Below are 21,748 nucleotides of genomic sequence, written 5' to 3' on the forward strand. Positions count from 1 at the left end.
ACGGTCACCTGCGCCGCCTCAGCAGCCCGGCCACCGGTCCGTACGCCGCGCCGCCGAGAATCAGCACGGCGCCCACGACCACCATGACGACGATCCAGCGCAGCGGCCCCTCGGCGGACGTACCGCCGCCCGGCACGGCCTTGAAGGCGGTCGTGGGCGACAGCGTCCCCATCCGCCCCATGGGCCACACCGTGCCGTCCACGCGGCCCTTGACGGCGCTCACGGGGACCGCGCCGTGCTGGGCGTCGCTGAGGCGGATACGGGAGTCCTGGGAGACCGCGCGGTTGTCACCGAGCAGGAAGAGCGAGCCGCGCGGCACCGTGGTGCTGAACTTCGTCACGGAGGCGGGAACGCCGGGAAGGCCCGACCCACCGGGCGCGGCAGAGGCGTCGGAGCCGTCGAGATAGCCCTCTTCGTCGACCGCCGTGCCGTTCACCGTGAGGCGGCTCTGGGTGTCGCAGCACTTGACGACGTCGCCGCCGACGCCGACGACCCGCTTGACCTCGGGCAGGTCGCCCCAGAGCTTGTCCTGGAAGACCACCACGTCGCCGCGGCGCACATCGGAGCCGGAGACCTTCTGGGCCAGCACCCGGTCGCCCGGCTGCACGGTCGGCTGCATGGAATTGGTGGGCACTGTGTACGGCCGGTACTCGACCGCTCCCCAGGCGAAGCCGCCGAGGAACAGGGCACAGCCAAGAGCGATGGCCAGCCCGGACACCGTACGTCCGAACCGGCCCTCGCCCTTGCGTATCGCACTGCTGCTGCTCATGGACCGGAACCCTACCCGGCGGTACGCCCCGGACCGTAGGCCCGGACGCCCGTCGGTGCTCGATCGGGCGCCCGCCGCCGCGGGCCGGGTACGTCCGTCAGTCCTCTTCCGTCTCCGGAGTGACCGGCGGCTGTGCGCGCAGCAGCTTGCGGCGGCGCATCAGCACCAGCGGCGCGGCACCGAGGAGGCCCACCGCGGCCGGGCCCGCGGTGCCCGCCGCGTTGATGCCCGGCTGGCTGAAGGTGCTGGGGATGGAGAGCCAGTCCCAGCGGTTGACCGGCCAGGCCACCGTCACGGCGCGGCCGACGACCTCGTTGTCGGACACGGTGCCGCCGCCGGGCAGCGTCATGTGGTACCGGGAGTCGAGGGAGTCCTGGCGGTGGTCGCCCATGACCCAGATCCGGCCCTTGGGCACGGTGACCTTGAACGGCCGGTCGGGGGTGCAGGGGGTGTTGCCCGCGAAGACGTACGGCTCGTCCAGCGCCTTGCCGTTGACCTTCACCGGTCCCGTGCCGTTGCACTCGACCGTGTCACCGCCGACGCCGATGACCCGCTTGATCAGGTCCTTCTCCTCGGCGGACGGCATCAGGCCGATGAAGCTGAGGCCCTTTTGCACGCCCCTGGTCACCGCGTTGCCGCTGGCGGGCGGATTCTCGCCGAGCCAGCCGCCCGGGTCGTGGAAGACGACGACCTCACCGCGGCTCGGCTTGGAGCCGAACCAGGGGGTGAGCTTGTCGACCAGGACGCGGTCGCCGCGCTCCAGCGTGTGCTGCATGGAGTCGGACGGGATGGAGAACGCCTGCACCAGGAAGGTCTTGATCAGCAGCGCCAGGACCAGCGCGATGCCGATCAGGAGCGGCAGTTCCTTCCAGAACGACCGGTTCTTGCTCGCGGAGCCGCCCGAGGAGTGGGACGGCGGCTCGTCACCCGAGCCGGGGTCCCCGGGACCGCCGGGGCCCTGGGGGCGGTCAGCGGGACCGCCCGCCGCGGGGTCCCGCGGGTCCGTGCCGTCCGCCGGCCCCGCGGGGGCCTCCGGAGCCTGGCCGGGAACCTGACCCGCATCGGCGTGGCTGCCGGGGTACGACCCGCCGCCCGGGTACTGCCCGCCGCCGTACTCCGTACTGTCCGCGGGCTCGGGGACTCGGCCATCGGCCTCCGACTTGTCGACAGACGGCACCGTGACATCCCCTTTTTCGGGCTCGCCGGATCCAGACCGTGCGCCGACCACCAGGTCCCCCACATCCACTCCTCACTCCAGTCCGCCGCCTGCCCCGTTTCCGGCGCAGGCCCGCCACTCCCATAACGAGCGGGAGTTCCGCAGGAGTCGGTGTCTGGCTCGTTCCTTGGCCGTTGTTGGCCTGGGCCACCCTAGCCGTCCCGGCTGTGGCCGCGGTCGCCGCCACCTGCGCGTCGGGGACGGACGCGAACGTGCCGGGTTCCTTCAGTCGCTCCCAGTGACCGAACGGCCAGGCGATGACGAAGGCCCTTCCCACCACCAGATTCAGCGGAATCGTGCCGCCTCCGGGCTTGTCCGTGTGGTAGCGCGAGTCGGCCGAATCCGACCGGTGGTCGCCCATCACCCACAGCCTGCCCTGGGGTACGTGCACGGTGAATTTCATCATTGAGGGTGGATTACCGGCGTAAAGATACGGCTCGCTGAGGGGCACGCCGTTGACGGTGATGCGCCCGTCGGCGTCGCAGCACTTCACGGTGTCGCCGCCGACGCCGATGACCCGCTTGATCAGGTCCTGCTCGTCGGCGGACGGCAGCAGGCCGATGTAGGTGAAGAACTGCTTCACCTGCTTGATCACCACGGGGTCGGGCTTCTTCTGCTCCTCGGGCGGCAGCCAGCCGCCGGGGTCCTTGAAGACCACGACGTCACCGCGGTGCGGCTCGGCGCCGAACCACGGGGTGAGCTTGTCGACCAGCACCCGGTCGCCGATCTTGATGGTCTGCTCCATCGACCCGGACGGGATGACGAACGCCTGGAGCAGGAACGTCTTGAGCACCAGCGCGATCAGCAGGGCCACCATGACCAGCAGCGGCACCTCCCTGGCGAGCGAGCGGCGGCGCTTGCGCTTGACCTTGCGGGCCAGTTTGCGGCGCTCGATACGGGTGCTGCCGCCGCCCGGCGGTCCGCCGTACGCGCCGTCGCCCGCGCCGCTTCCCGGGGCGCCGCCCGTGCCGGAGCCCGCCGCGCCCGTCACCGGGGCGGCGCGGTGGTGGCCGTAGCGGGGCCGCCCGCGGTTACCCATGGTGACCCGCGGCGGGTGCGGGGACGGCGGCGAAGGTCGCGGGGCGGTTGAGCCGGGTCCAGTGGCCGAACGGCCAGCCGATCCACTCGGCGCGGCCGATGACCTTGCCGAGCGGTACGGTGCCGCCGCCCGGTTCCCCGAGGTGGTCCCGTGAGTCGCGGGAGTCGTTGCGGTGGTCGCCCATCACCCACAGCCTTCCGTCCGGCACCACGATGTCGAAAGGTACCCGCGAGGGCGCGTCGCCGGGGAAGAGGTAGCCCTCGTCCAGCGGGCGGCCGTTGACCAGCAGCCTGCCCTGCTTGTCGCAGCAGGTGACGCGGTCGCCGCCGATGCCGATGACGCGCTTCACGTAGTCCGTCCCACCCTGCTGAGTGAACGATCCGTCGCCGTCGAAGACGATCACGTCCCCGCGCCGCGGATGGCCGCCGAAACGGTACGCAAGCTTGTTGACCAGCACCCGGTCGCCGACCCGCAGCGTGTTCTCCATGGAGCCGCTGGGCACTTGGAAGGGCTGCACGACATACGTGCTCACCAGCAGCAGCGCGACGACGCAGCCGACCGCGAGCAGCACCGTACGCCGCCACTCCGCCCACCAGCGCGGCACGGCCTCGCGCACGAGGACCCGCATCGGGGACCGGGATCCGGGACCCGCCGCATCGCGTCCTGACACGACGAAACGCGACCGCTCCTCCGTATCCGCCTCGTCGGCGGGAGAGGAACGGTCGCGTTCCGGAAGTGTCGCTTCGCTGTCCATCGAGGCCAGAGCTTATCCGGCCTTCCCATGGATCAGTTGTCGCGCTTCTCCTTGATCTTCGCGGCCTTGCCGCGCAGCTCACGGAGGTAGTACAGCTTCGCGCGACGGACGTCACCGCGGGTGACGACCTCGATCTTCTCGACGATCGGGGTGTGCACGGGGAACGTGCGCTCGACGCCGACGGAGAAGCTGACCTTGCGGACCGTGAAGGTCTCGCTGATGCCCGCGCCCTGGCGGCGGATGACAACACCCTTGAACTGCTGCACACGGGAGCGGTTGCCCTCGATGACGCGCACGTGGACGTTGACGGTGTCGCCGGGGCGGAAGGCCGGGACGTCGGTGCGCAGCGAGGCGCTGTTGACGCTGTCGATCAGGTTGGGCATGAGATTCTGCTTCCTCGCCGATGCCACAGGTCATCGACGGAATGTCGCGATGCGGATTTGCCAAAAAATGGGGTGCCGCCGCGTCGGACGGACGTCGTTCCCCCTGTGGCAGGGGCGCGCGCCGGACGGACAGCAGCGGCTCATTCTTCCACGGCCTCCGGGCTGGGCCCAAATCGGCCGTCGGGGCCGGGGCCCCAGCCGAGGATGGAGAGCATCTCGCGGTCCTTCTTGTCGAAGGCCGCGGGGTCGCAACGCTCCACCAGGTCGGGCCGGTTGGCGACGGTACGGCGCAGCGCCTCGTCCCGCCGCCAGCGCGCGACCTTGCCGTGGTGGCCGCTGAGCAGCACGTCGGGGATGCCACGCCCGCGCCACTGCGGCGGCTTGGTGTAGGCCGGGCCCTCCAGCAGATTGGCCATCGGTCCCGGCGCGAAGGAGTCGTCGCGGTGCGACTCGGCGTTGCCGAGGACGCCGGGCAGCAGCCGGGCCACCGCCTCGGTGATCACCAGGACCGCCGCCTCGCCGCCGGCCAGCACGTAGTCGCCGATGGAGACCTCGTGGACCGGCAGCCGGGTCGCGTACTCGTCGGTGACGCGGGTGTCGATGCCCTCGTAGCGGGCGGGTGTGAAGATCAGCCAGGGGCTGGCGGAGAGTTCGACGGCGAGCGCCTGGCTGAAGGGCCGGCCGCTGGGAGTGGGGACGACGAGCGCGGGGCGGCGGGCGCCCGCCTCGTAGCCGTCGGCGAGGGTCTGGTCGAGCGCCTCGCCCCAGGGGCCGGTCTTCATGACCATGCCGGGTCCGCCGCCGTACGGGGTGTCGTCCACCGTGTTGTGCCGGTCGTACGCCCACCCGCGCAGGTCGTGCACCCGCACGTCGAGCCGCCCGCTCGCCCGCGCCTTGCCGACCAGCGAGACGTTCAGCGGCTCCAGGTACTCGGGGAAGATCGTGACGACGTCGATCCGCATGTCACACGCCGTCCGCGTCGTCGCCGGACGTGGCGTCGGCATCCGTGGCGCCGTCATCCGTGGCGTCGCCGGACGTGGCGCCGCCCGCGCCCTCGCCGGACGTCGCCACTTCCGCGTCGGCCTCGTCCAGCAGCCCCGGCGGCGGGTCGATCACCGCGCGCTGCTCCTCCAGGTCGATCTCCGGCACGATCTCGCCGACGAACGGGATGAGCACCTCGGTGCCGTCAGGCCGCCGGACGATCAGCAGGTCCTGGTACGGGAGATGGCTGATCTCGGCGATCCGGCCGACCTCGCGGCCGTCGACCGTCACCACGTCGAGGTCGATGAGCTGATGGTCGTAGAACTCCTCGGGGTCCTCCGGCGTCTGCTCCGGGTCGACCTCGGCGATCAGCAGCGTATTGCGCAGCGCTTCGGCGGCGGTGCGGTCGGCGATGCCCTCGAAGCGCAGCATCAGCCGGCCGCTGTGCACGCGTCCGGTGGCGATGGTCAGCGGGCCCGTGGCGGCCGGGTCGGTGGCGAGGACGGCCCCGGGCGCGAGCCGCAACTCCGGCTCGTCGGTCCGCACCTCGACGCTGACCTCGCCCTTGATGCCGTGGGCGCGGCCGATCCTGCCGACTACCAACTGCATGTACGGCTCACTCTCCGACTCCGGAACAGGGATGAAAAGGGTACGAACGCGGCGCGGGCCGGGAGCGGCGACTGCCACCCCCGGCCCGCGCCGGTGTTCTCTGTGTCGGCCCGCTCAGCGAACCTGGTCCACGTCGACGAGGTCGACACGGACACCACGGCCGCCGAGGGCGCCCACGACGGTACGCAGCGCGCGGGCGGTACGGCCGTTGCGGCCGATCACCTTGCCGAGGTCGTCGGGATGCACCCGGACCTCGAGCACGCTGCCGCGACGCAGGGTGCGCATACCCACGTGCACATCGTCAGGATTGTCGACGATGCCCTTCACGAGGTGCTCAAGGGCCTCCTCGAGCATGCTCAGGCCTCGGTCGACTCGGCCGCGGCCGGAGCCTCGGCGGTGTCATCGGCCTTCTTCTCGGACTTCTCGGACTTCTTCGCCTTCGGGGTGATCGCCTCACCCTTGGGCTCGTCCGCGCTGTCCTTGGCGGCGGCCTCGAAGAGGGCGCGCTTGTCGGCCTTCGGCTCGGCGACGAGCAGCGGTGCCGGGGCGTCGAGGCCCTTGTACTTCTGCCAGTCGCCGGTGAGCTTCAGGATGGCGAGCACGGGCTCGGTCGGCTGGGCGCCGACGGAGAGCCAGTACTGCGCGCGGTCCGAGTCGACCTCGATGCGCGAGGGGTTCTGCACCGGGTGGTACAGGCCGATCTCCTCGATGGCCCGGCCGTCACGGCGGGTACGGGAGTCGGCGACGACGATGCGGTAGTGAGGCGAACGGATCTTGCCCAGACGCTTCAGCTTGATCTTGACTGCCACGGGAGTGGGTTCTCCTGGAATTGACGTGTTTGGGCACGGCGGACTTCCACGTGGGGTTGTGGGAGTCGTCGCGCCCGGTGGACGCGTCAGCCGAAGGAGAGAGGGTTCCTGCACGGCTGTCGAGTTCTCGACTGGACATTCTGCCACACTCAGCCGACCCCGACGACCTCCGGGATCCGGAACGGCTGCCCGCAGGCCCCGCACATGATGGGCGCCTGGGCCAGCACCGACGGGACGACCCGGACATTGCGCCCGCAGTCGCACACGGCCTTGACCCGTACCCCGCCGCCCGACGAGCCGTGCCTGGCGGCCGGCCCGCGGAAGGAGCGTGCGGTGTCGGCGGTGGTGGCCACGGTGTGCGCCTTGAGGGCGCGCTGCAGCCGGTCGATGGTGACCCGGTAACGCTTCCGGGTGTCCGGGCGCATCACCACGAGGGAGAAGCCGCTGCTCGGGTGCGGCTCCTCCGCGTGATCGAGGCCCATTTCGTCGGCGATGGCCAGGAATCGGCGGTTGTGGTAGCGGCCGGCACGCGAGGTGTCACGGATTCCGCGGGCAGCGGCGATCCCGTGCACGGCCTCGTGCAGCAGCCTTTCGAAGGAGAGCTCGTTGCCGCAGGCGGACGACGACTCTCCGATCAGGGACTCGGGCGCGGCCAGGTCGGGCAGCTCGGGATGGTGCCGTTGAATATCGGCCCAGGCGACTGCCAGCTCGGCGGCGAGAACAGGTGGTGTCGTGCTCACGCCGTGACAACGAGCCGGGCGCTCCCGGTGTTCCGATACCGGGCTACCGTAAATAATTTGCACTGATCGGTCAGTTCCGGATGATGCGCATGACGAAGGGCGGGTGTGCAGGTCTGTGGAGAACCCGCGCACCCGCCCCATCGACGGACGATTCACATATAACGCACGCCGCTTTTCGGTCAGCGGACGCGAGCGGCCTCAGTAGGCGCGCGCGACGATCGCCAGCGTGCCCGGAGTGTCGTCGGCGTCCGGCACCGAACCGTCGGGCGCGACCAGGCAGCGTACGGAAACGCCCTGCTCAGCCAGCTTGGCCTCGCCCTCGGGACCGAGGTCGGCCCAGGGGATGCGGGCCCAGCCGGTGGCGGCGGCCTCGGCGGCCTCCTCGATCGTCGTGACGTCCACGGTGCGGGACGTCCGGCGCTCGCGGGACTCGCGCAGCAGCGTCGCCTGGTCCTCTTCGAGCACCTTGGGCAGCAGGTCGGCCAGGGTGTCGATCGCGACCGGCTCCTTGCCGCCGGGAATCCGGCGGGCCAGCATCGCGGTGCCCGCCTCCAGGTCGCGCGGCCCGATCTCGACGCGGACGGGCACGCCCTTCAGCTCCCAGTCGACCGCGCGGCGGCCGAAGGGGGTGTCGGTGCGGTCGTCCACGTGCACGCGCAGCCCGGCCGCGCGCAGCGTCTCGCCGATCTCCCGCACCTTGGCGACGACCGCCTCGTCGCCCTTGATCGCCAGCACCACGACCTGGGTCTGCGCGAGCCTCGGCGGCACCCGCAGCCCGTTGTCGTCGCCGTGCGTCATCACCAGGGCGCCGATCATCCGCGTCGTGCTGCCCCAGGACGTCTGCCAGACGTGCTCCTGCGTGCCGTCCTTCGACAGATACTGCGTGTGGAACGCCTTGGCGAAGTTCTGCCCCAGTTCGTGGCTGGTGCCGAGCTGGAGCGCCTTGCCGTCACCCATCATCCCTTCCAGGGTGAGGGTGTTGATCGCGCCCGCGAACCGCTCCTTGGCGGTCTTGCGGCCGAGGACGACGTCCATCGCCAGCACGTTCTCCATGAAGTCCGCGTAGACGTCCTTCTGGATCCGGGCGGCGTAGGCGCGCGCGTCCTCGTACGTGGCATGGGCGGTGTGGCCCTCCTGCCAGAGGAATTCGGTGGTGCGCAGGAACAGCCGCGGGCGCAGCTCCCAACGGACCACGTTCGCCCACTGGTTGATCAGCAGCGGCAGGTCGCGGTAGCTCTGCACCCACTTGGAGAAGTACTCGTTGATGATCGTCTCGGACGTGGGCCGGACGACGATCGGCTCTTCCAGCTCCTTGCCGCCGGCGTGCGTCACGACCGCGAGCTCGGGCGCGAAGCCCTCGACGTGCTCGGCCTCGCGCGTCAGGTACGACTGCGGGATGAAGAGCGGGAAGTACGCGTTCTGCGCGCCCGCTTCCTTGATCCGCGCGTCCATGTCCTGCTGCATCCGCTCCCACAGGCCGTAGCCGTAAGGCCGGATGACCATGGTGCCGCGCACCGGGCCGTTGTCGGCCAACTCGGCCTTGCTGATCAGGTCCTGGTACCAGCGCGGGAAATCGTCCGCCTGGGGGGTGAGAACGGGAGCCTTTGCCATGACGCAGATGTTACGGCCCCGCCCGCCCCGAGCGTGAATCGGTCCGGTCGGCCCCGGGACCGGTGCGGCGCCTGGGCGGGTAGTTCCAAAAATGGGCACTCCGGACCCTGGACGGCGTCGGGATTCAGCAGTTGTCTGGCTTTCGGGGACGCAAGCGGCAGGTACGGCACCACGGGGGCAAAACGACGGCGCACATCTGATTGGGGCGGTCGATGGCTTCTACGCTCTATCGCGGAACCAGGTCCGACGCGGAGAGCAGGGCGCGGGACTGGGCGGAGATCCAGGAACGGATGCTCGTCCCGCTGTACGAGAGCGTGTACGACCGGCTGGAGGTCGGCGCGGACACCCGGTTACTGGGCCTCGGCTGCGGCGCGGGGCTCGCGCTGCTGCTGGCGGCGGACCGGGGCGCGGCCGTCACCGGCTTCGAGACGGACGAGCAGCGGCTGGCGCTGGCCCGCGAGCGGCTGCTTCCCGCGCATCCCTGGGGCGGACCGGCGCGCGCCCGGGGCAGGACGCGGCTGACGGCGGGTGTTCCGCACCGGCTCACCGGCGGCTTCGACCTGGTCACGGCCTTCGACCCGGCGGCTCCGGCGGCCGAGTTGCTGCCGTCGCTGTGCGCCGCCGCGGCCACGGCGGACCCGGACACCGCGATCGTCCTGGCGGGCTGGGGTCCGCCCGAGCGGTGCGCGACCTCGCGGGTCCTGCGGGTGGCGACCCGGCTGGCGGAGCCGCGCGGGCCCGCCGCCCGGGAGGTACGGCTCAGCGGCCGGGACGACCTGGAGAATCTGGCGCTCGCCGCGGGGCTGCGCCCTGACGGCTCGGGGCGGGTGTCCTGCCCCTTCGGCTACCCGGATCTGCCGAGCGCGGTGCGCGGTCTGCTCTCCACCGGGCTCTTCGACGCGGCGGTCGAGGCCACCGACCGGCAGCAGGTCGACAAGGAGATCGCCGAGGCGCTGCACCCGTACCGGCGGCCGGACGGCTCGGTGCGGATGGAGAACGTCTTCCGGTATCTGATCGTCCGCACGCCGGACGCGGGTGATCCCGGCGGAGACCGGCCCGGCGGGCAGGCCGCGCGGAGGCGGGCGTAGGCGGGCGTAGGCGGGCGTAGGTAAAATCTTGCCCCGCTCCGATAACGGGTCCGCGTCCGAACCCGCGCCGGCGTCGTATACGAAGCGGCGCACGCGGTCCGGCCGGCCCACCCGCCGAAACCGCGCGGGGCCATAGGAATCCGGTGGTCCGCGGGTATCCGGTGGCTCGCGCAGAACCAGGCGGTCCGCGGAAATTCAGTGGCCCGCCCCGCCGCGCGTCGGACAGGGTCGGCGGCATGCCCGACACTCCCCCGCCGCTCCCGGCCGCCGCCCCGACCACCGTCCGCCTGACGAAGGCCGGCCGCGAGAAGCGCCGCTATCCCGCGACCGTGCTGCACGACGACGGCGTACGCGTGACCGTACGCGCCGACTGGGCGGCGCCCGCGGCCAGGGACTTCGGCTTCGTCCGCTTCGAGCCCGGCGACGTGTTCACCGAGACCTACTGGCGCGACCGCTGGTACGCCGTGAAGGAGGTGCGCGACGGGCGCGGCTGCCTCAAGGGCTGGTACTGCGACATCGCCAGGCCCGCGCTCGTGGCCGCCGACGGCCTCACCGTCGAGGATCTGGACCTCGACCTGTGGGTGTCCGCCGACGGCACGGCCGTACTGCGCCTGGACGAGGACGAGTTCGCGGCGAGCGGCCTGCCGGGCACCGACCCCGAGGCCGCGGGGCGGGCCGTCCGCGCGCTGGACGAACTGGAGGCGCTGGCACGGGCCGGAGGGCTGCGCGGGCTGCTGGCCTGAGCGCCGGGCCCTGCGACCGCACCCCCGCGGATACGGATACGGGTACGCGTACGGCGGCCGGTCGTCAGTCGGACGGCAGGCCCGGCCACTCCTCGGCGGTGAGCGCGAACCGCTCGTGGTCGCGCCACGCGTCGTTGATGAAGAGCATGCGCGGCGAGAAGCCCTCGTGGCGGAAACCGAGCCGCTTGGCCATCGCGACCGAACGGCTGTTGTCCGGCTGGACGTTGATCTCCAGGCGGTGCAGCCCGAGCCCGTTCGGATAGCTGGTGAAGCAGCGGTCCACCACCAGCCGCAGCCCCTCGCTCATCCGGCCGGTGCCGTTGTACGGCAGGTAACTGTCGTAGCCCAGCGCGGCGTTGCGGAAGCGGGCCCGCACGATGTTGGCGACATTGCACTTGCCGACCAGGCCGCCGTCCTCGTCGTTGAAGATGAGGAAGGTCCGCAGCTCGCCGCCCTGCTGCCGCAGCAGCTCGTGGAAGCCGTCCGGGTCCACCGGATTCCACGGTCTGAGGTGTTCCGCCGAGCGCAGCACCGCCGCGCGGTGGGCTTCGGCGTCTGCGGGCCTGGGCTCTCGAATGGAAACGCGCATGCGCCCATCATCGCCTCCCGTACGGCGTGCGCGCCTGCGGGATGCGCACGCCGCCGGGTCCCGTCACCGGGCTCAGCCCATGAACTTCTTGAACTCGTCGGGCAGTTCGAAGTTCTCGCCGCCCGGGGGCAGACCGAACGGGCTGTCGCCCTCCTGCCCCTGGCCCTGCTGCTCGCGGCGGGCGGCGGCAGCCGCGGCCTCCGCCTTGCGCTTCATCGGGTTGCCCGACTGCCGCTTGCCCTTGGCCTGCTTCTGCTGCTTCTTCTGCCGCCCCGGACCGCCGCCCATGCCGGGCATCCCCGGCATTCCGGGCATACCGCCGCCCTGGGCCATCCGCGACATCATCTTGCGCGCCTCGAAGAACCGCTCCACCAGGCCCTTGACCGCGCTGACCTCGACGCCGGAGCCCTTGGCGATACGGGCGCGGCGCGAGCCGTTGATGATGTGCGGGTCCTGCCGCTCGCCGGGCGTCATCGACTTGATGATCGCGGCGGTGCGGTCGACGTCCTTCTCGTCCAGATTGTTGATCTGGTCCTTGATCTGGCCCATGCCCGGCAGCATGCCGAGCAGCTTGGAGATGGAGCCCATCTTGCGGACCTGCTCCATCTGGGCCAGGAAGTCGTCGAGCGTGAAGTCCTTGCCGCCCTTGCTGCTCTGCAGCTTGGCGGCCATCTTCTCGGCCTCGGCCTGGCTGAAGGTCTGCTCGGCCTTCTCGATCAGCGACAGCATGTCGCCCATGCCCAGGATCCGGGAGGCCATCCGGTCCGGGTGGAACGCGTCGAAGTCGTCCAGCTTCTCGCCGTTCGACGCGAACATGATCTGCTTGCCGGTGACGTGCGCGATCGACAGCGCGGCGCCGCCTCGGGCGTCGCCGTCCAGCTTGGACAGCACCACGCCGTCGAAGCCGACGCCGTCGCGGAACGCCTCCGCGGTGTTGACCGCGTCCTGGCCGATCATCGCGTCGACGACGAAGAGGATCTCGTCGGGGCGTACGGCGTCGCGGATGTCCGCGGCCTGCCGCATCAGCTCCTCGTCGACACCGAGGCGGCCCGCGGTGTCGATCACGACGATGTCGTACTGCTGGGTCTTCGCGAACTCGATGGAGTCCCCGGCGACCTTGACGGGGTCGCCCACCCCGTTGCCCGGCTCGGGCGCGTAGACGGCGACGCCCGCGCGCTCGGCGACGACGCTGAGCTGGTTGACGGCGTTGGGGCGCTGGAGGTCGCAGGCGACCAGCAGCGGGGTGTGTCCCTGGCCCTGGAGCCACTTGCCGAGCTTTCCTGCGAGCGTCGTCTTACCGGCGCCCTGGAGGCCCGCGAGCATGATCACGGTCGGCGGCTGCTTGGCGAACCTCAGGCGGCGGGTCTCGCCGCCGAGGATGCCGACCAGTTCCTCGTTGACGATCTTGACGATCTGCTGCGCGGGATTGAGCGCCTTGGAGACCTCCGCGCCCAGGGCGCGCTCCTTGACGTTCGCGATGAAGGAGCGCACCGCGGGGAGGGCGACGTCGGCTTCGAGCAGCGCGATCCGGATCTCGCGCGCGGTGGCATCGATATCCGCCTCGGACAGACGGCCTTTGCCCCGGAGGTTTTTGAAGGTTGCTGCAAGGCGGTCGGAGAGGGTATCGAACACGTCGGTCGTGGATCCTCGCGTCGGGGGTGGGCGGTGGTCGTCCTCAAGGGTACTTGGCCGACCCCCGTTCGGTTCGCCCCGGATTCATTGTCGCCGCCGCGACCGCGATTCATCGCCGCCGCCGCGACCGCCCCGTCACCGCAGCGCCTTCTCGACCTGGCGGGCCACCTCGGCCGCGCGGGAGGGCGGCAGCGGCTCGCCGTCCTTGCCGACGACGTAGAAGGCGTCGACCGCGTTGGCGCCCAGGGTGGAGATGCGCGCGGAGCGGACGGTGACGGCGGTGGCGGTCAGGGCCAGGCCGATGCGGTGCAGCAGGCCGGGGGCGTCGTGGGCGCGGACTTCGAGGACGGTGGCGGTCTGCGAGGTGCCGCCGGGGGCGACGCTGACGCGGGGCGGCGGCGGGGTGATGCCGCGCCGCCGCGGATAGGCGGCCTCCCGCTCGGCGAGCCTGGCCTCGATGTCCAGGGTGCCCTCGACGGCGCGGGCGAGGTCGGCGCGGAGCCTGGCGGCCTCGGGCAGCGCGCCGTACTCGGCGGAGACCCGCCAGGTCAGCAGCGCGATCGGGCCCTCGCCGAGGGGGTCGACGGCGCGCAGGTCGGCGGCCCTGACGGTGAGCCGGTGCAGGGCGAGGACGCCCGCGGCCTGGGCGACCAGGCCGGGCCGGTCGGGGACGGCGAGGACGAGTTCCACGCCCAGCGCCTCGTCCTGGGCGTCGCCCTCGGCCTCGGGCTCGGTGTGGGCGTGCAGCGCCAGCACCGGGCCGCCGGTCCGGGCGGCCTCGATGACCAGGCGTTCCTCCTCGGCGGTGGGCTCGCGGTCGGCGACCTGCGGCAGCGCGCCGCTGTCGAGCGCCCCGGCGACCCGGTCGACCAGGTCGGCCAGGAGCGAGGCCCGCCAGGTGCTCCAGGCGGCGGGCCCGGTGGCCAGCGCGTCGGCCTCGGTGAGGGCGGCGAGCAGTTCCAGCGTGGAGGTGTCCCGTACGGTCTCGGCGACCGACCGGATGGTCTCGGGGTCGTCGAGGTCGCGGCGGGTCGCGGTGTCGATGAGCAGCAGGTGGTGGCGGACCAGCAGGGCGAGGGTGTCGACGTCGGCCTCGTGGAAGCCGATCCGGGTGGCGACGTCGCGGGCGATGACCTCGCCCGCCTCGCTGTGGTCGCCGGGCCAGCCCTTGCCGATGTCGTGCAGCAGCGCGGCGGTCAGCAGCAGGTCGGGGCGGCCGACGCGGCGGGTCAGCTCTGCGGCCTGCACGGCGGTCTCCACCAGGTGCCGGTCGACGGTGAAGCGGTGTACGGCGTTGCGCTGCGGGCGGCAGCGGACCCGCTCCCAGTCGGGCAGGAGCCGGGTGATCAGCCCTTCGGCCTCCAGCGCCTCCCAGACCTGGACGGTGGACTCACCGGCGCCCAGCAGCGTCACGAGCTGTTCGCGGGCCTCCCCCGGCCACGGCACGGGCAGCGGCTTGGCCGACGCGGCGAGCCTGCGGACGGCGTGCAGCGACAGCGGCAGCCCGGCCTGGGCCGCGGCCGCCGCGGCGCGCAGCGCCAGGACGGGGTCGCGGTCCGGTCTGGCGGCCAGCGCCAGCACGGCCTCGCCCTCCTGCTCCACGACGCCGTCGGCCAGCGGTACGCGCTCGGGGGTGTGGACGGCGGCGGGGGTCGTACGGCCGCGGCCGAGCAGTCCGCGGCGGCGGGGGCGCTGCTGGCGTGAGCGCAGGACGCGGCCGACCTCGCGCCAGGTGACGTCGGAGGCGTACGCGATCCGCCGGGCGGCCTCGTAGACCTGGCGCAGCAGCGCGTCGGCGTCGAGCAGGCCGAGCGCGTCGGCGACCTGGTCCTGCTCCTGGAGGGCGAGCCGGTCGGTGGCGCGGCCGGTGGCCAGGTGCAGGGCGTCGCGGGCGTCCAGCAGGGTGGTGCGGGCCTCTTCGAGGCCCTCGCGGGGCGCGTCGGCGAGCCAGGAGGCGGCGACGGCCCGCAGGGCGGTGGCGTCGCGCAGGCCGCCGCGGGCCTCCTTGAGGTCGGGTTCCAGCAGGTACGACAGCTCGCCCTGGCGTTCGGCGCGCTCCTGGCACATCTCGTGCAGCGCGGGCAGCCGCTTGGGGGCCTGATTGCGCCAGTCGGCCAGGACGCTGCTGCGCAGGGCCGCGGTGAGCGCGGAGTCGCCCGCGATGTGCCGGGCGTCGAGCAGGCCGAGCTGGACCTTGAGGTCCTCCCCCGCGGTCTGCCGGGCCTCCGCCGGGGTGCGTACGGAGTGGTCCAGGGCCAGGCCGAGGTCCCAGACCGGGTACCAGATGCGGTCGGCGAGGGCCGCGACGGTCTTCTGCGAGTCGTGCAGCAGCACCAGGTCGAGGTCGCTGCGCGGTGACAGCTCGCCGCGCCCGTAGCCGCCGACGGCCAGCAGGGCGAAGCCTGTGGTGCCGGTGGCCGCCGCGGCCTCGGTGGCGAGCTGCGCGAGCCACTGGTCGGTGAGGGCGGCCAGGGCCGCACGGCGCGGCGGCCCGGACCGCGCCTCCTCGTTGAGGAGACGCAGCCGGGCCGCCGCGTAACTGCTGTCCTGCGCTTCGACGCTGTCGGTCACTCGTTCTCCACGCTGGGGGCCAATGGTGTGGTCCTGGTGCCCCTCCCGGCGAACACCGCCGGTCACGGCACTAAAGCGCGTCGGGGCCGCGCTCGCCGGTGCGGACCCTGACGGCCGTGTCGACCGGCAGACTCCACACCTTGCCGTCACCGATCTTGCCGGTTCTGGCCGCTTTCACGATCACTTCGATGAGCTGTTCGGCGTCCGCGTCCTCCGCCAGTACCTCTATGCGGATCTTCGGCACCAGGTCGACGGTGTACTCCGCGCCCCGGTAGACCTCGGTGTGTCCACGCTGCCGACCGTAGCCGCTGGCCTCGGTGACCGTGAGGCCGTGGACGCCGAACGCCTGGAGTGCTTCCTTGATCTCGTCGAGCCGGTGGGGCTTCACGACGGCGGTGATGAGCTTCACGCGTCCACCTTCTTGCTGGAGGCGTCCGCCTCGCTGTTCGCACCGGGCACGGGGACGGAGGACCGGCCGCCGACACCCGCGAAGTCGTACGCGGTCTCGGCGTGCAGGACCTGGTCGACGCCGGTGACCTCTTCGTCGTCGGTGACCCGGAAGCCCATGGTGACATCGATGAGCTTGGCGAGGATCGCGGCGCACACCAGGGAGTAGCCGAGGACCGCGCCGACACCGATGAACTGGAGGCCGAGCTGGTGCCAGCCGCCCCCGTAGAAGACGCCCTTGGCGGTCTGGCCGACGCCGCCGGTGGCGAAGAAGCCGATGAGCAGGGAGCCGACGATGCCGCCGACCATGTGGACGCCGACGACGTCGAGCGAGTCGTCGTAGTTGAAGCGGTACTTCAGGCCGACGGCCGCGGCGCAGGCGACACCGGCGATCAGACCGACGGCGATGGCGCCGAGCGGGGAGACCGAGCCGCAGGCCGGGGTGATGGCGACCAGACCGGAGACCGCGCCGGACGCGGCGCCCAGGGTGGTGAAGGAGCCGTGCCTGATCCGCTCGTAGATCAGCCAGCCGAGCATCGCGGCGGCGGTGGCGACCTGGGTGTTGGTGAAGGCCACGGCGGCGACGCCGTCGGAGCCGAGCCAGGAGCCCGCGTTGAAGCCGAACCAGCCGAACCACAGCAGGCCGCAGCCGAGCATGACCAGCGGGAGGCTGTGCGGGCGCATCGGGTCCTTCTTGAACCCGTTGCGCTTGCCGATCACGAGGATGACTCCGAGGGCCGCGGCGCCGGCGTTGATGTGCACCGCGGTACCACCGGCGAAGTCGATGACACCCTTCTTGAACAGCCAGCCGTCGGAGGCCCACACCCAGTGCGCGACCGGGAAGTAGACGACCGTGGCCCACAGGGTGATGAACAGCGCCCAGGCGGTGAACTTGACGCGGTCGGCGAGGGCGCCGCTGATCAGCGCCGGGGTGATGATCGCGAACATGAGCTGGAAGACGGCGAAGACATAGACCGGGATGCCGTATCCGGGCCAGAGCTCCGAGATACCGATACCGCGCATGCCCAGCCAGTCGGTGCCGCCCATGAAGCCGCTACCGCTGTCGAAGGCGAAACTGAATCCGTACAGCGTCCAGAGAATGGTGATGATGCCCAGACTGATAAAACTCATCATCAACATGTTCAGGGCGCTCTTGACGCGCACCATGCCGCCGTAGAAGAAGGCGAGACCTGGGGTCATCACCATCACTAGGGCGGCGCTGATCAGCATGAACGCCGTACTTCCGGTATCGAGCTTGGGCGCATCCGCGGCCAGCGTGATGATGGCTGGTGCCATCGGCGTCTCCTCGTCATCCGAACGGCCCGTGCGGGCGGTGCAAGGGTTGGGCCGGTTTTCGCCAAGAGATTCGCTCAGGCGGGTTTCCGACGATGCCGCACGGTGTTTCGGCGCCGTGACGAAGAAGTCGCGCGTGTTACGTGAAGGTGAACCGGCCGTACGTGACCGGAAGGCTGTATACGCGTGTGACGTGGGATGGGATACGAAGCGGATACGGACCGGCCACGAGTCGGGGAAGCCGGTCGGATACCCGTCGGTATACGGGACGGCCGGGACAGGCGTGACAGTAATGCCGCGTTACGCGGAGGGCCGAGTCTCAGCGGACGCCTCGACGTTTACGCGGACGCGTTGACGTTTACGGACGCGTTGACGTTCACGCGGACGCGGCGACTTCCGGGAGCTCCGCCGAGAGCCGGTCGGAGAGCGCGACGACCTCGGCGACATCGCCGTAGTCGCGTACCGCGGACTGGGTGGTCTTGCGGATACGGGTGTTGACGCGCTCGGAGCGGACCCGCTTGGCGACGGTGATGGCGTGCTCGGTGAAGTGCGCGGCCTGCTCGGGGTTCTGCTGGAGCAGGTGCACGGTGGCCATGCCCACCAGATTGAGCGCGTACGCGCGTTGGTGCACCGGGTCGTCGCTGAACAGCTCGACGGCGCGCTCCATGACGGGGTGCGCGAGGGAGGCGTACGTGGGGCTGCGGCCCGCGATGTAGGCGAGGTCGCGGTAGGAGTGCGCGTTCTCCGCGTTCAGTTCGGCCTCGTTGAAGAAGCTGATCCAGGACGGGTCCTCGGCCGGGCGGGAGTCGCTCCAGGTGTCCTCGGCCATCCGGACGGCGCGGTGGCACTTGTTGACCTGGCCCATGTTGGCGTACGCGCGGGCCTCCAGCGAGTGCAGCATCGCCTGGGTGGTGGCGGTGGCCGAATCCCGACTGCCGTACTGCGCGAGGTGGATGAGCTCCAGGGCGTCGTCCGGCCGGTCTAGGTGGATCATCTGACGGCTCATCGAGGACAGGATGAAGGCGCCGAGCGGCCGGTCGCCCGCTTCCTTGGCCGCGTGCAGCGCGAGGACCAGGTACTTCTGGGCGGTGGGCTGGAGTCCGACGTCGTAGCTCATCCATCCGGCGAGCGCGGCGAGGTCGGCGGTGATCCGGTACAGCCTGCGGGCCACGGCCTCGGGCTGCGGTTCCTGGAGTAGGTCGGTGACCTCGTGGAGCTGGCCGACGACGGCTTTGCGGCGCAGGCCGCCACCGCACTGATTGTCCCACTCGCGGAACATCACGGTGGTGGACTCCAGGAGCTGCAACTCCTGTTCCGACAGCCGCGAGGGGCGTCCCGCGGTGTCGCGGGGCGCGGTGAGCAGCGGGCCGTCGGCCCCCGCGGGGCCCTGCGGGCCGCCCGCGGCGGAGCCGGTGGGCACCAGCCAGCGCTGCATGGGCTCGATGAGCGCGGGGCCCGCGGACAGCGCGAGCGAGGCGCCGAGGAAGCCGCGGCGGCCGAGCATCAGGTCGCTGCGGGAGAACTCGTTGATCAACTGGACGGTCTGCGGGCCCGCCCACGGCAGGTCGACGTCGCCGCCCGCGGCGGGCTGGTGCGCGGAGCGCAGCCCCAGGTCCTCGACGGGCACCACGCAGCCGAAGCGCTCGGAGAACAGCTCGGACAGGATGCGCGGGATGGGCTCGCGGGGCTGCTCGCCGTCGAGCCAGCGGCGCACGCGTGAGGTGTCGGTGCTGACGTGGTGGGCGCCCAACTGGCGTGCCCTGCGGTTCACCTGACGGGCCAGCTCGCCCTTGGACCAGCCGCTGCGCACGAACCAGGAGGTCAACTGCGCGTTGGGCTGCTTCTCTTGTGTGCCGCCCACGGTCAAGCCCCCATCCGAACTAGCTCAACCCTTTGGATACCAGGGCTGGTTGAGTCCTGTCGACACCGCACGCACCGCCGTAGGCATGCCTGCGGCACAACCGAGCAGGCGTGCGGACGGCCCTCGTCGGCCTACGAACCGAAAGTAATCCTACGATCACCCGTCCGCGACCGTTGTTGCGGAAACGCCACCATTCGCCACCCCTTCGAATGAACTCGACTATGGCGACAGGCGATTCACTTGACACATGCCGGTCGGACGAGGTCAGGCGGGTGCGTAACCATCGGGCGCGGCGATCCGTTGGAGGTGTCATGGTGTTCACGATCGGCAGCATGCGGGAGATCCGGCAGCAGCGGACCGGAGGGCGGTCAGGGGTTCGGCCCGGCGCGCGCCGGCGAACGCGCGCCGCCGTGTGCACCACTGTCGCGGAGTACACGGGGTTGTGCGGCTGGGCCGTGGTGCCCGGTGCGCGGGCCTCGCGCGGCGGCGGTTCGTGCTCGTGCGGCGCGGACGACTGCAAGGAGCCGGGCGCGCATCCGCTGCCCTTCGCCGACGAGATCCCTGCGGGCACCACGCTTGAGCGGGCCGCCCATGCCTGGTCACAGGTGCCGGGGGCCGCGGTGCTGCTGCCCGCGGGGCGGACCTTCGACGTGCTCGACGTGGCCGAGGCGTCCGGGCGCCGGGCGCTGGTACGGCTGGAGCGGATGGGACTGCGGCTCGGTCCGGTCCTGCTGACGCCGACGGGGCGCGCGCAGTTCTTCGTCGCGCCGGGCGCCGCCGCCGAGCTGCCGCACCTGCTCTACCGGATGGGCTGGGACGACGCGCGCCTCGACCTGCGCTGCCTGGGCCCCGGCGACCATGTGACGGCTCCCCCGTCCGACCTCGGCGGCCACGGCCCGGTCCGCTGGCTGCGCGAGCCGGTCCTCGACTCGGCCGCCCAGCCCCCCGAGGCCCGCCTGCTGCTCGGCACTCTGGCGTACGTCAGCCACCGCGACAGCGCCTTCGCCTGAGCCCTGCCGTCCCGCTCGGCGCTTGCCGCTCGCTCCTCGCCGCCTGCCGCCTGCCGCCTGCCGCCTGCCGCCTGCCGTACACAACCAGGTACGAGTAAGGGACGCCCACCTGGGTGAGCGCCCCTTACCGCAGCCGTACGACGGGCCCTAGTCCCCGATGAGCGCGTCCACGAAGGCGCCCGGCTCGAACGGGGCCAGGTCGTCGGCGCCCTCGCCGAGGCCGATGAGCTTGACCGGGACGCCCAGCTCCCGCTGGACGGCGACGACGATGCCGCCCTTGGCGGTGCCGTCGAGCTTGGTGAGGACGATGCCGGTGATGTCGACGACCTCGGCGAAGACGCGGGCCTGGACGAGGCCGTTCTGGCCGGTGGTGGCGTCGAGGACGAGCAGCACCTCGTCGACCGGGCCGTGCTTCTCCACGACGCGCTTGACCTTGCCCAGCTCGTCCATCAGGCCGGTCTTGGTGTGCAGGCGGCCCGCGGTGTCGATGAGCACCGCGTCGGCGCCCTCGGCGATGCCTTCCTTGACCGCGTCGAAGGCGATGGAGGCGGGGTCGCCGCCCTCGGGGCCGCGTACCGTACGCGCCCCGACGCGCTCGCCCCAGGTCTGGAGCTGGTCGGCGGCGGCGGCGCGGAAGGTGTCGGCCGCGCCGAGCACGACGCTGTGGCCGTCGGCGACCAGCACGCGGGCGAGCTTGCCCGTGGTGGTGGTCTTGCCGGTGCCGTTGACGCCGACGACCATCAGGACGGCCGGGGACGTCTCGTGGCTCTCGGTGTGCAGGGTGCGGTCCAGCTCCGGGTCGAGGAGCGTGATCAGCTCCTCGCGGAGCAGCCCGCGCAGCTCGTCCGGGGTCCGGGTGCCCAGCACCCGCACGCGGGTACGCAGCCGCTCCACCAGTTCCTGGGTGGGCGCGACGCCGACGTCCGCGGTGAGCAGGATCTCCTCGATCTCCTCCCACGTGTCCTCGTCGAGGCGTTCGCGGGAGAGCAGCGTGAGCAGCCCCTTGCCCAGCGAGTTCTGCGAGCGCGACAGGCGTGAGCGCAGCCGGACGAGACGTCCCGCCGTGGGCTCCGGCTGTTCGAGCACCGGCGCCTGGGGGACCTGCACCTCCTCCACGGCGTCGGGCGCGGCGGTCGCGCCGGGCAGGGCGACCTCTTCGATGGTCCTGCGGGGCTCCTCCCGCGGGGCCTCGGCCTCGTCACCGACGTGCGGTTCCGCGGGAGGCGCGGTGACGGACGGGCTGCTCGGCGGCGTCGGCGGGAGCTGCCGCTTCTTGCGGCGGCTGCCGACGACCAGTCCACCGGCGCCGAGGATCACGACCAGGGCGATGACTACGGCAAGGACGACGATTTCCATGGTTTCTTTCGGAGCCTTTCACCAGGTCAGGGCGTGTGCATGCTAGCCCACCGACGCTCGGGACCACCGAGGCGTCACGGCTCGGTCAGGCACACGCGCACGTCAACCGTACGGGAAACCCCCCGCCCGCCCAGGACCCGCGCCCGTATCCGCGCCGCGCGGGCGGTGCGCGGGCGGCGAGCGGGCGGCGGACCGCGGCCTTCCCAGCCCGCCCCAGCCGTCCCCGGACCGTCGCGGCCCTGTGAAT

Annotated in this window: 21 protein-coding genes; 3 read left to right on the plus strand and 18 right to left on the minus strand. The window is 71.7% G+C overall.

All coding sequences use genetic code 11. From position 1 onward, the window contains the following. Nucleotides 1-4: 4 nt before the first annotated feature. From lepB (ACFZAM_RS28560) to proS, 11 genes are all read right to left on the minus strand, one after another. Nucleotides 5-769 (minus strand): signal peptidase I, encoded by a 765-nt coding sequence (gene lepB, locus ACFZAM_RS28560; RefSeq protein WP_355346404.1) that lies wholly within the window; start codon nucleotides 767-769, stop codon nucleotides 5-7. Between the two features lie 97 nt (nucleotides 770-866). Beyond that, entirely contained in the window at nucleotides 867-1,631 is a 765-nt protein-coding gene (gene lepB, locus ACFZAM_RS28565; protein WP_391050382.1) for a signal peptidase I, read from the minus strand. 106 nt (nucleotides 1,632-1,737) lie between these two features. After that, nucleotides 1,738-3,024, minus strand: coding sequence for a signal peptidase I (gene lepB, locus ACFZAM_RS28570; RefSeq protein ID WP_391050345.1), 1,287 nt, complete (start codon nucleotides 3,022-3,024; stop codon nucleotides 1,738-1,740). After that, nucleotides 3,017-3,778 (minus strand): signal peptidase I, encoded by a 762-nt coding sequence (gene lepB, locus ACFZAM_RS28575; RefSeq protein WP_391050346.1) that lies wholly within the window; start codon nucleotides 3,776-3,778, stop codon nucleotides 3,017-3,019. The genes lepB (ACFZAM_RS28570) and lepB (ACFZAM_RS28575) overlap by 8 nt, the downstream gene beginning before the upstream one ends. A gap of 32 nt (nucleotides 3,779-3,810) precedes the next feature. Further along, nucleotides 3,811-4,161, minus strand: coding sequence for a 50S ribosomal protein L19 (rplS, locus tag ACFZAM_RS28580; RefSeq protein ID WP_093716565.1), 351 nt, complete (start codon nucleotides 4,159-4,161; stop codon nucleotides 3,811-3,813). 140 nt (nucleotides 4,162-4,301) lie between these two features. Further along, complete coding sequence (gene trmD, locus ACFZAM_RS28585; RefSeq protein ID WP_391050347.1) at nucleotides 4,302-5,123, minus strand: tRNA (guanosine(37)-N1)-methyltransferase TrmD; 822 nt, start codon at nucleotides 5,121-5,123, stop codon at nucleotides 4,302-4,304. A gap of 1 nt (nucleotide 5,124) precedes the next feature. After that, nucleotides 5,125-5,751 carry a ribosome maturation factor RimM gene (rimM, locus tag ACFZAM_RS28590; protein ID WP_391050348.1) on the minus strand — a complete coding sequence of 209 codons (627 nt, stop codon included), beginning with the start codon at nucleotides 5,749-5,751 and terminating at the stop codon, nucleotides 5,125-5,127. 114 nt (nucleotides 5,752-5,865) lie between these two features. Further along, the gene (locus tag ACFZAM_RS28595) at nucleotides 5,866-6,105 is read right to left on the minus strand and encodes an RNA-binding protein (RefSeq protein WP_355346386.1); all 240 of its coding nucleotides are present in this window, start codon (nucleotides 6,103-6,105) and stop codon (nucleotides 5,866-5,868) included. Nucleotides 6,106-6,107: 2 nt separating this feature from the next. Further along, nucleotides 6,108-6,560, minus strand: a complete 453-nt coding sequence (gene rpsP, locus ACFZAM_RS28600; protein WP_355346383.1) for a 30S ribosomal protein S16 — start codon at nucleotides 6,558-6,560, stop codon at nucleotides 6,108-6,110. Between the two features lie 149 nt (nucleotides 6,561-6,709). Further along, entirely contained in the window at nucleotides 6,710-7,300 is a 591-nt protein-coding gene (locus ACFZAM_RS28605) for a hypothetical protein (RefSeq protein WP_188281222.1), read from the minus strand. 198 nt (nucleotides 7,301-7,498) lie between these two features. Then, nucleotides 7,499-8,911: a proline--tRNA ligase gene (proS, locus tag ACFZAM_RS28610; RefSeq protein WP_355346380.1), complete on the minus strand. Its 1,413-nt coding sequence runs from the start codon at nucleotides 8,909-8,911 to the stop codon at nucleotides 7,499-7,501. 212 nt (nucleotides 8,912-9,123) lie between these two features. On the opposite strand from proS, the gene ACFZAM_RS28615 reads away from it, so the two are divergent. Together ACFZAM_RS28615 and ACFZAM_RS28620 are read left to right on the plus strand one after the other, a co-directional pair. Then, complete coding sequence (locus ACFZAM_RS28615; protein ID WP_355346377.1) at nucleotides 9,124-9,999, plus strand: SAM-dependent methyltransferase; 876 nt, start codon at nucleotides 9,124-9,126, stop codon at nucleotides 9,997-9,999. A gap of 236 nt (nucleotides 10,000-10,235) precedes the next feature. After that, complete coding sequence (locus ACFZAM_RS28620; RefSeq protein ID WP_391050349.1) at nucleotides 10,236-10,742, plus strand: DUF402 domain-containing protein; 507 nt, start codon at nucleotides 10,236-10,238, stop codon at nucleotides 10,740-10,742. A gap of 64 nt (nucleotides 10,743-10,806) precedes the next feature. Here ACFZAM_RS28620 and ACFZAM_RS28625 read toward each other — a convergent pair whose 3' ends face one another. The 6 genes from ACFZAM_RS28625 to ACFZAM_RS28650 all read right to left on the minus strand — a co-directional run bounded on the left by ACFZAM_RS28625 (nucleotide 10,807) and on the right by ACFZAM_RS28650 (nucleotide 19,135). Next, entirely contained in the window at nucleotides 10,807-11,331 is a 525-nt protein-coding gene (locus ACFZAM_RS28625) for a GNAT family protein (protein WP_355346371.1), read from the minus strand. 72 nt (nucleotides 11,332-11,403) lie between these two features. Then, nucleotides 11,404-12,963, minus strand: a complete 1,560-nt coding sequence (gene ffh, locus ACFZAM_RS28630; RefSeq protein WP_391050350.1) for a signal recognition particle protein — start codon at nucleotides 12,961-12,963, stop codon at nucleotides 11,404-11,406. Nucleotides 12,964-13,098: 135 nt separating this feature from the next. After that, entirely contained in the window at nucleotides 13,099-15,534 is a 2,436-nt protein-coding gene (locus ACFZAM_RS28635) for a [protein-PII] uridylyltransferase (protein WP_391050351.1), read from the minus strand. Between the two features lie 70 nt (nucleotides 15,535-15,604). Further along, the gene (locus tag ACFZAM_RS28640) at nucleotides 15,605-15,943 is read right to left on the minus strand and encodes a P-II family nitrogen regulator (protein ID WP_355346362.1); all 339 of its coding nucleotides are present in this window, start codon (nucleotides 15,941-15,943) and stop codon (nucleotides 15,605-15,607) included. Next, entirely contained in the window at nucleotides 15,940-17,277 is a 1,338-nt protein-coding gene (locus ACFZAM_RS28645; RefSeq protein WP_391050352.1) for an ammonium transporter, read from the minus strand. The genes ACFZAM_RS28640 and ACFZAM_RS28645 overlap by 4 nt, the downstream gene beginning before the upstream one ends. A 373-nt stretch (nucleotides 17,278-17,650) precedes the next feature. Beyond that, complete coding sequence (locus tag ACFZAM_RS28650; protein ID WP_391050353.1) at nucleotides 17,651-19,135, minus strand: hypothetical protein; 1,485 nt, start codon at nucleotides 19,133-19,135, stop codon at nucleotides 17,651-17,653. Between the two features lie 311 nt (nucleotides 19,136-19,446). On the opposite strand from ACFZAM_RS28650, the gene ACFZAM_RS28655 reads away from it, so the two are divergent. Next, nucleotides 19,447-20,145: a bifunctional DNA primase/polymerase gene (locus tag ACFZAM_RS28655; protein WP_391050354.1), complete on the plus strand. Its 699-nt coding sequence runs from the start codon at nucleotides 19,447-19,449 to the stop codon at nucleotides 20,143-20,145. Nucleotides 20,146-20,292: 147 nt separating this feature from the next. Here the strand turns inward: ACFZAM_RS28655 and ftsY are convergent, their stop codons facing one another. Next, a complete protein-coding gene (ftsY, locus tag ACFZAM_RS28660; protein WP_391050355.1) occupies nucleotides 20,293-21,501 on the minus strand; it encodes a signal recognition particle-docking protein FtsY in 1,209 nt (402 codons plus the stop codon). Nucleotides 21,502-21,748 lie beyond the last annotated feature (247 nt).

Origin of the sequence: Streptomyces sp. NPDC008079 (genome assembly GCF_042957385.1) — a bacterium.
Taxonomy (GTDB): Bacteria; Actinomycetota; Actinomycetes; order Streptomycetales; family Streptomycetaceae; genus Actinacidiphila.

Coding starts and splice junctions, on each gene's coding strand:
- ftsY (WP_391050355.1), bottom strand. CDS start 21,501: ATGGAAATCGTCGTCCTTGCCGTAGTCATCGCCCTGGTCGTGATCCTC.
- proS (WP_355346380.1), bottom strand. CDS start 8,911: ATGGCAAAGGCTCCCGTTCTCACCCCCCAGGCGGACGATTTCCCGCGC.
- ACFZAM_RS28595 (WP_355346386.1), bottom strand. CDS start 6,105: ATGCTCGAGGAGGCCCTTGAGCACCTCGTGAAGGGCATCGTCGACAAT.
- trmD (WP_391050347.1), bottom strand. CDS start 5,123: ATGCGGATCGACGTCGTCACGATCTTCCCCGAGTACCTGGAGCCGCTG.
- rplS (WP_093716565.1), bottom strand. CDS start 4,161: ATGCCCAACCTGATCGACAGCGTCAACAGCGCCTCGCTGCGCACCGAC.
- ACFZAM_RS28620 (WP_391050349.1), top strand. CDS start 10,236: ATGCCCGACACTCCCCCGCCGCTCCCGGCCGCCGCCCCGACCACCGTC.
- ACFZAM_RS28655 (WP_391050354.1), top strand. CDS start 19,447: ATGGTGTTCACGATCGGCAGCATGCGGGAGATCCGGCAGCAGCGGACC.
- lepB (WP_355346404.1), bottom strand. CDS start 769: ATGAGCAGCAGCAGTGCGATACGCAAGGGCGAGGGCCGGTTCGGACGT.
- ACFZAM_RS28625 (WP_355346371.1), bottom strand. CDS start 11,331: ATGCGCGTTTCCATTCGAGAGCCCAGGCCCGCAGACGCCGAAGCCCAC.
- lepB (WP_391050345.1), bottom strand. CDS start 3,024: ATGGGTAACCGCGGGCGGCCCCGCTACGGCCACCACCGCGCCGCCCCG.
- lepB (WP_391050346.1), bottom strand. CDS start 3,778: ATGGACAGCGAAGCGACACTTCCGGAACGCGACCGTTCCTCTCCCGCC.
- ACFZAM_RS28615 (WP_355346377.1), top strand. CDS start 9,124: ATGGCTTCTACGCTCTATCGCGGAACCAGGTCCGACGCGGAGAGCAGG.
- rimM (WP_391050348.1), bottom strand. CDS start 5,751: ATGCAGTTGGTAGTCGGCAGGATCGGCCGCGCCCACGGCATCAAGGGC.
- ACFZAM_RS28645 (WP_391050352.1), bottom strand. CDS start 17,277: ATGGCACCAGCCATCATCACGCTGGCCGCGGATGCGCCCAAGCTCGAT.